At 43.7% G+C, this 7,267-nt stretch carries 9 protein-coding genes; 3 read left to right on the top strand and 6 right to left on the bottom strand.

The window, feature by feature from the left end:
• The coding region (locus I8U17_RS11980; protein WP_198059464.1) for a transposase at window positions 1-216 on the bottom strand (216 nt) is incomplete at its 3' end.
• A 187-nt stretch (window positions 217-403) separates the two neighbouring features.
• On the bottom strand, window positions 404-532 hold the full coding sequence (locus tag I8U17_RS18800) for a Dna2/Cas4 domain-containing protein (RefSeq protein ID WP_152568638.1): 129 nt from the start codon (window positions 530-532) through the stop codon (window positions 404-406).
• 366 nt (window positions 533-898) lie between these two features.
• On the opposite strand from I8U17_RS18800, the gene I8U17_RS18590 reads away from it, so the two are divergent.
• A complete protein-coding gene (locus I8U17_RS18590) occupies window positions 899-1,027 on the top strand; it encodes a hypothetical protein (protein ID WP_255518263.1) in 129 nt (42 codons plus the stop codon).
• Window positions 1,028-1,078: 51 nt separating this feature from the next.
• Here the strand turns inward: I8U17_RS18590 and I8U17_RS11970 are convergent, their stop codons facing one another.
• Complete coding sequence (locus I8U17_RS11970) at window positions 1,079-1,840, bottom strand: DUF4328 domain-containing protein (RefSeq protein WP_198056362.1); 762 nt, start codon at window positions 1,838-1,840, stop codon at window positions 1,079-1,081.
• A 606-nt stretch (window positions 1,841-2,446) separates the two neighbouring features.
• Here I8U17_RS11970 and I8U17_RS11965 point away from each other — a divergent pair.
• Together I8U17_RS11965 and I8U17_RS11960 are read left to right on the top strand one after the other, a co-directional pair.
• Complete coding sequence (locus I8U17_RS11965; RefSeq protein WP_198056363.1) at window positions 2,447-3,472, top strand: hypothetical protein; 1,026 nt, start codon at window positions 2,447-2,449, stop codon at window positions 3,470-3,472.
• A 674-nt stretch (window positions 3,473-4,146) separates the two neighbouring features.
• Entirely contained in the window at window positions 4,147-4,668 is a 522-nt protein-coding gene (locus I8U17_RS11960; protein ID WP_033102301.1) for an SRPBCC family protein, read from the top strand.
• A 323-nt stretch (window positions 4,669-4,991) separates the two neighbouring features.
• Here I8U17_RS11960 and I8U17_RS11955 read toward each other — a convergent pair whose 3' ends face one another.
• Genes I8U17_RS11955 through I8U17_RS11945 form a run of 3 tightly spaced genes read right to left on the bottom strand, consistent with a single transcriptional unit; the run spans window position 4,992 to window position 7,237 of the window.
• Window positions 4,992-5,549, bottom strand: coding sequence for a UbiX family flavin prenyltransferase (locus tag I8U17_RS11955; protein ID WP_033102300.1), 558 nt, complete (start codon window positions 5,547-5,549; stop codon window positions 4,992-4,994).
• Window positions 5,550-5,571: 22 nt separating this feature from the next.
• Window positions 5,572-5,802 (bottom strand): non-oxidative hydroxyarylic acid decarboxylases subunit D, encoded by a 231-nt coding sequence (locus tag I8U17_RS11950; RefSeq protein ID WP_081944023.1) that lies wholly within the window; start codon window positions 5,800-5,802, stop codon window positions 5,572-5,574.
• Window positions 5,803-5,815: 13 nt separating this feature from the next.
• On the bottom strand, window positions 5,816-7,237 hold the full coding sequence (locus I8U17_RS11945; RefSeq protein ID WP_198059463.1) for a non-oxidative hydroxyarylic acid decarboxylases subunit C: 1,422 nt from the start codon (window positions 7,235-7,237) through the stop codon (window positions 5,816-5,818).
• Between the last annotated feature and the right edge of the window lie 30 nt (window positions 7,238-7,267).

Below are 7,267 nucleotides of genomic sequence, written 5' to 3'. Positions count from 1 at the left end.
ATCCTTCTGCCAACGAGTAAAGCGATAATAGCAGGTTTTCCAAGAACCATAGCGCTCGGGGAGGTCTCTCCAAGGAGCTCCTGTCCCAAACTTCCAAAGAATCCCGTTTAAAATGGTCCGGTGGTCTTTCCATTGACCTCCACGCTTACCGTTTGAGGGTAACAATGGAGCAATCTTTTCCCAAGCTTCATCCGTAATTTCGTATCGCCGTCTCATCATAGATGCCCCCTTACGAAATATTATGTTAATTTCCATTTTATCATGGAATCTTAGAATATTCACCGGACACGCCCTAAATAGATGTGGCCATCTTCATGTTCAAATGACACCGTGTTATGCTTCCGTCTCAGACTTCCATTGCATGTGATATAGAAAAATTGTTTTGATATTCCCTTCCTCCATATTAAAAACCAAAATAGGCACATTTACAGCACAAATGAGTATTCGTATGAAGTGGTGGCATTTGTTCTTGCTTGGCGATCTTTAAAATCTCCTCGATTCTTCGTTCGACTTTTACTCTGTTTTTGTTCATCCAATGATGTCTTCACTTGATTTGGACATAAAAATGATTGGATTTTTTAACTGTAATCAAATTCCTGTCCACTGGCTTCCCCTTCTTTGATCTCCCGGTCCGCTTCCCGCGTTTAGTTGCATCCATTTTGGTATTGAAATTCGCTGCGGGCGTAAACGTCCACAAGTTCACCTCCGGTTTAGTTGAATCCATCATAGTATTGAAAGTTGTTCAATCTTGAAGCGGAACAAGAGGTATTGGGAGTTTAGTTGAATGAAAGTTGGGCGATCTATTACATCGTCCAAGGATTGTTCGGAAAAGCACGGATAAACCCAATAAAATCAAGGGGTAAAGTGAACGACCGTAGATGTTGCATGTATCTTGGACATGTCCGAACGGAAAAAGGCACTGACAAGATGGAAAAAAGTGATTTTACTGGATGTGGAACCGGACAGGTTGGTGACGAGCAGTGTCATCTATTCCTTTCTGGAGATCCGCCGCCGCATCTGGACGTAAGTAAGGCCCAATCCCAATTTTGCGGGAATGGGCCTTTGCCATTTGTTAATATCAACCGAAATCGGAGCCGGCATTGTTGGTCTCTGGTTGTTTGAAGGTAAAAGAAGAACTTGTTTCTGTTTCCGGAATCGAAGCGGGTTGCGGCGCCAAAGAGTGGTATTTTTCTTCCTGCCTCTCCGTCAGTTTTTTCACGAGTTGAATAGCCACAATCGTAAGCACGATGTCGACCAATGCATTGATAATGGCGATAACGGCTGCACTGGTTAATTCCCCTGCCGTATGCGCCCGTGACTCGAATCGGGAGGACGATCTGCTCAAAATGGAGGAAAACACCCAAAGCATCCACCAAATTTTTATGATTGACGGAGCTGCCAACTTTTGCAGGCTGGTCCCGGATGGAGGGGCAGAAACAGAACAGGCATTCCAGGCATCTTTCATTCCTTCGTACGGTTTCCAGATGAGGGCGACGGGAATAAAATACCAGCCAACCGTCCACCCGGGAGTTTGCCGGAGACCTTGAATCCCCATCGCATAAAGATTTTGATATGTACGACGAATCCATAAACACCAAAGGATGATGGTGACGATGAAACAGATGAGATACAACACGGCCGACAGCGATGTCAAAAACGACGCGCTCAGGACCTCATCAGCACTGGGAACCGCGTTTTTTGGAAAACCGGAGTACGAACTGATTTCCTTCACTGATCCAAACAGATACAAAATATTAATGATGATAAAGGCATACAGACTGATGCGAAGCGCTTTGCTCCGTTTGTTGGCGGAACGGTAAGCCATTATGGAAGAATCCATAAACACCCCTCCTGTTGATTGATTTTTACCAAGCTATTATACTAAATGATATTTTTTTTAAAATAAATTTTATAAAAAATGGTTTTCCATTAGGCGGTTTTCCTCACGAGGGAGGAGATTCGTTTTATTGATGGCGGCTGATCTCAATTTCTCATTGGTTTGCATGTGTTGCTTCCAATCCTGGACATCCAAGGTTGTGAATATCTTTGGGATGAAATCGTCATCATTAGTGTCCGTATACTATTTCTCTAAGAGCCAGACGGAGCGGAGATATTCATCGATGGTCAGGGACCCTTTTCCCCCCCATTTGATTGATCTAAGTAGTTGATCATGATTACCTCATCGGTTATGTATTCTGTAAAGTTTTTTTGCTGAATAACAACCCTTAGCCGATATAAAATAAAAAGTCTGTCAACCCCTCCTCAGTTTTCATCACCGGGAGGTTGACAGACATTGCCTTTCTTTAATTCTTATTTCTGATTCCCTATTAAAATATCGAGAAATTTTTTATTCTTTTCAAAGATTGATTCTTTCCCTACAATGGATAGTATGTAAGGAAAATAAACTGCTGCTTGGATCTTGTTGTACGGATGAGGAGGTAATTATATGAAATGGCGGCATGGGGTAGGGGGATTGATCTGCTTGTTTTTTCTGCTAAGTCTTCCTGTTCTGGCTTATGCAGAAGATTCTAAGCAACCGGAGAAGACTCCTACACTGGATGAATTGAACAGTCGTGTTGCCGATTTGGAAGATCATCGCGAGTTTTTAAAAGATCTTGAGGATGAAGTAAAGAATTATCGAGATCATGTACAGGCGGAAATGACCAGTTTTCAGGATTCGGTGCAGAAAGAGCGGGACTCGTTATTTACATTGTTTCAGTTCTTTTTGGTTTTGCAAACCGCGTTGTTAGGCGCTGGAGTTGCCATCATTTATTTTAGTATCGGTCAGACAAAAAACGATTTAAGAAAGCTGATGGAGTCCGAATTAAATCAAACCAAAAAAGAGCTAAATAATAAGTTTAAAGAACGCTTAGAAGAAGAAAAACGAACCCTTGAAAAACAAGTGAAAAACGAACTGGCATTGGCCCTTGAAGGTTACCAACATCAGATGGCAAAAGTGAAATCGCAGATGGAAAAGCAGTATCAGGATATGTTAGAACAATTTACTCGTGAAACTGAACAAGATTTGGTTGCGCTGAAAAAGAATATCGAGAATGAAAAAACATTTACTTCTTCACGAATTTGGGTCATGGGACCTGGAGCAGAGATTGAAAAAATGAAAACAGAAGAAGTCGATCTGATCCGTCGGCGTGGAATTAAGCATATTAAAGTGGCATTGTTTGACCGTGATCAATTGCGACAAGCGCTTGAAAATCATGAAATCGATATCCTTATTTACCGTTATGTCAAGCCAGCAGATGGATCGATGGACCAAGAATTAATCGCCATTGCAAAGTTGCTCATAGAAAGGAAGGATGAGATTCCTCTCCTCGTCTATGGTGCTAATCTCGACAAAGAAGAAATGAATGTTCTTAATGATTACAAATTCTTGACGATCTCTAACTTCCGAATGACCTTAATCAGTAATATTTTCTCCCTTGCCTATGCTTTTAACAAACAAAGCAATCAATAGATTAAAATAGAGAGTCTGTCAACCTTCCGAACATGAAAAACAGGTCAAGGTTGACAGATTTTTTGTTTAGGGGGTACTGAGGGCATTTGGATTTTTTCAATTTATATGGACTATTTGGGGGGGAGATGTTGAGAACGGTTGGGTTCCATTACGAAAAGGCATAAGATGTTTTCTCTTCCGAACGGGACCATCTAGATGAGCCCGCTAGTGGGTGATAGACAAATTCATGCAGCGGAAAAGTGTGAACTTTTTTCGCAGGTGTTTGCATAACGAACAAGGTGAATTGGTAGCCTCGGTGAAAATCCTTAAGAAAAGTACTGATAAACATAATGGAAATGGAACTTAATCTCTTTTCCAGTCATTGATCAACCCCAAAATATGCTATTTCCATGTAAAAGAAATGACTGAGTTCCGACTTTGATAATTCGGGGAAAGGAGGAGAGAACCGGTCAATCCAGGATGAAGGTGAAGCGCTGTCCGGCTTAAGAGGGTGAAGCGATTCGAAAGGAAGGATTGAGAGCGGGTGAATGAGGAAGAGCGAGAAATGGTCTCTTTCTTCGACCGCTTGGATGATTTCCTGTTCTGCAAAGAAAGGAAGTGATCCATCGCGAAGAGAAGTAGTCCTGCCAAGGGGGAGCTTAGGTACTGCCCAATTCGAAAATGGAGGAATGGAAATGAATGAAAAAAATGCAACAAACAACAGCGCAGAGGGTGAGCTCGTTATCACACGCACATTCGATGCACCACGTGATTTTGTGTTCAAGATGTGGACTGAGCCTGAGCATCTGAAGCACTGGTGGGGGCCGAAAGGATTCGCATTTGGTGTTTCCAAGTTGGATCTCCGCCCGGGAGGCGTCTTTCACTACAGCATGACATCCCCTGACGGGAATGAAATGTGGGGCAAGTTTGTTTATCGTGAAATCGTTGCGCCGGAGAGGATTGTCTTCATCAATTCCTTTTCCGATGTGGAAGGCAATGCGGTCCGTGCCCCGTTTAGCCCGACCTGGCCGCTGGAAGTATTAAATACGCTGACGTTATTTGAGAATGGAGGCAAAACCACGATCACCCTTCGAGGGGGTCCTGTAAACGCGACAGAGGAAGAGCGTAAGACCTATGAGGCAGGAATCGAATCAATGAAGCAAGGCTTTGCCGGAACCTTTGACCAGCTCGCCGATTACCTGGCAAAGGCAATTTGACATGCCAATTTATTGAGAAGCTGATTAATCCAAGTGGGAGGAATCTCTCTCTGATCTTTTTGGGATAGGTTCCCCCTTGTTTACGCATTTTTTCATGGAAAAAACCCCTCACTTTTTTCTCAGAATCACTATCATAATATTAATAAAACCCTCGCTAAGATCAGCGAGGGCGCATGATAATAAGAGTAGAGGTAGTGACGGCCAATTTTGGTATCCGTTGATCCATGGTAATGTGAATCTTCTCAATGCAGACGGTAACTTGAGACTAATGCTTGAGCTAGGTATTCGGGGGAAGGAAATACTCCTTCACCCGTTTATTTTTGCTATTGAGAGAGCCATCTTTTTGTTAACTGATTTTCAATTCCGAACTGATCCATGGTCCGTGCAACAACATGATTGATGGCATCGTCGAGTGTAGAAGGTTTATTATAAAACGTAAGCATCGGCGGTAAAATGACAGCGCCAGCATTCGAAAGGCTCAGCATGTTTTCAAGATGTATCCTGTTGAATGGTAATTCACGAGGAAGAATGACCAGCTTTTTTTGCTCCTTTAAAATGACATCTGCTGCCCTTGGAATTAAACTGTCTGCAAACCCTATCCGGATGGCCGCGAGTGTTTTCATGCTGCAAGGTGAAATGACCATTCCATCGACACGAAAGGAGCCGCTTGAAATTCGCGATGCTTGGTTATGTGGCTCGTACACGTATGAAGCCAGCTTTTTTACTTCATCGGGCCGGTAAGATGTTTCAATCTGCATTGTTTTTTCGGCCCATTCCGACATGACCAAATGCGTCTCCACTCCGGATTCCTTTAAGGCCTCCAACAATTTGATCCCGAGGATACTCCTGGTTGCGCCGGTCATTGCAACGATAAGTTTCATTTCTATCACCTGTCAGAGAACACTAACTTTTTCTTTTTTGGGCGATGGGTGGATGAATCTGATATTTGCCCATGTCGGACGGGTCCACTTTAAATCGTGGGTTGTACATCTCCGGATTGGTAATGGCTTCGGGCTCCGTTGATCTCCACGTAAACGTACAGACCGGACATGAGTACATGATCCAGCATCCTTTTACGGGAGACTCACACAAAACCTTTGTTTCATTCGAATCACAGCGAGGGCATGTAGTCACTGTGTATCACCTCTTATTTGTTTATTAATTCTTTTAAGATTTTTTCCCATTTTACGGTGTCTCGCGGTGGTTCCACTATTGGCGCGAATTCTTCTCCCCGACTCTCCGGTGCTTTCGGTGTAGTTGCATCGATAATGAGCTTGTGAGTTATTCCCGGCGGCTCAGAACTTGGGTCCAGAGATAATACTGATGCATTTGGAATGACTACCAAATCCTTGTCGGGCGCGACTCGGGTTGATAAAGCCCACATGACTTGAGATAAATTGAAAGGATCGACAAAATCGTCTACGACAATGACGATTTTACAATACCCCAATCCATGCGGTGTGGTCATCGCACGCATGCCCACGGCTTTGGCAAATCCGCCAAATCGCGTCTTAGTGGAGATAATGGCTATTAACCCCTGCGTAAAGTTGGCATTAACGGCCTCTACTTCGGGGAAAGCTTCTTTAAGCTGGTGGTAAAGGGGTACGCATGTGTTGATACTGGTTATAAAGTCCATTTCAGTCGGTGACATTCCCAAATACAAATTTTCAAAAATGGGATTATCTCGATAGTAGATGGCTTTAATCTGGATTACAGGTTGATGACGGGCATCTGAATAGCTGCCGGTAAACTCCCCGAACGGACCTTCCAATTCCCGGTAGCCTGCGATGATTTCCCCTTCCAATACCACTTCTGCTCCCCAAGGAATATCCAGGTTTGAATGTTTGGCGCGTACAATTCGGTAGGGTTCCCCTTGAATGGCACCGGCCATTTCGTATTCGGACTGCTCATAAGTCAGAGGAGAACCTGCAATCGTGGTAATGACAGGGTCACACCCGATGGCTATGGCTACCGGTAAATTTTCCCCGCGTTCTTCAGCAATTCTCAGATGAATGCCAATATCGTGTGTAGGAATCGGCTGAATGCCAAGACGGTCTTTACCTTTTACCTGCAACCTGTAAATACCTACATTTTGCTTTCCGAAGTGATCCGGATCATCTAAGTCCCGGCTGATAACGCAAGCCTTGTCAATGAAACACCCAGAGTCATCACGATTCAAGCGGAATAAAGGGAGAATGTCAAAAAGATTGATATTTTCTGTTACTTGATTGGCGTGAAAGGGTGCTGTGTCAACTCTTTCGACCGGAACGGGATAGTTTTTCCAACGGCGTGCGAATTCCAGAAACTGCTCTTTAACCGGAGTGTCTTTTGGAAGCCCCATCATCAGAGCATGATTGGGCCATGAACCATGGACGTTTAATGCCACTCGTCCGTTGTTATAACCGAAAATGTTGTTGAAAAGCAGGGCAGGAGCTTGGTCTCCATGATTGTTAACTGCACGAGCTGCTGAACCTAAATCCGGTTCAGGATAAACCTGTTGCGTAATACGCACTAGTTGTCCTTCTTCTTCGAGCTTTTCCAAGAACGAACGCAAGTCCCTGTAAACCATCCGTAAATCACCTCATGCACATTGATTACA

Source organism: Thermoactinomyces sp. CICC 10521, from assembly GCF_016055135.1.
Classification (GTDB): domain Bacteria; phylum Bacillota; class Bacilli; order Thermoactinomycetales; family Thermoactinomycetaceae; genus Thermoactinomyces_A; species Thermoactinomyces_A daqus.
The sequence above is the reverse complement of the archived record's forward strand: the minus strand, read 5'-3'. Positions and strand labels throughout refer to the sequence as shown.

Excerpts from the sequence above, each read along its gene's own strand:
- I8U17_RS11965 (WP_198056363.1), top strand. The coding sequence starts at position 2,447 with ATGAAATGGCGGCATGGGGTAGGGGGATTGATCTGCTTGTTTTTTCTG.
- I8U17_RS11955 (WP_033102300.1), bottom strand. The coding sequence starts at position 5,549 with ATGAAACTTATCGTTGCAATGACCGGCGCAACCAGGAGTATCCTCGGG.
- I8U17_RS18800 (WP_152568638.1), bottom strand. The coding sequence starts at position 532 with ATGAACAAAAACAGAGTAAAAGTCGAACGAAGAATCGAGGAGATTTTA.
- I8U17_RS11970 (WP_198056362.1), bottom strand. The coding sequence starts at position 1,840 with ATGGATTCTTCCATAATGGCTTACCGTTCCGCCAACAAACGGAGCAAA.
- I8U17_RS18590 (WP_255518263.1), top strand. The coding sequence starts at position 899 with ATGTCCGAACGGAAAAAGGCACTGACAAGATGGAAAAAAGTGATTTTA.
- I8U17_RS11960 (WP_033102301.1), top strand. The coding sequence starts at position 4,147 with ATGAATGAAAAAAATGCAACAAACAACAGCGCAGAGGGTGAGCTCGTT.
- I8U17_RS11945 (WP_198059463.1), bottom strand. The coding sequence starts at position 7,237 with ATGGTTTACAGGGACTTGCGTTCGTTCTTGGAAAAGCTCGAAGAAGAA.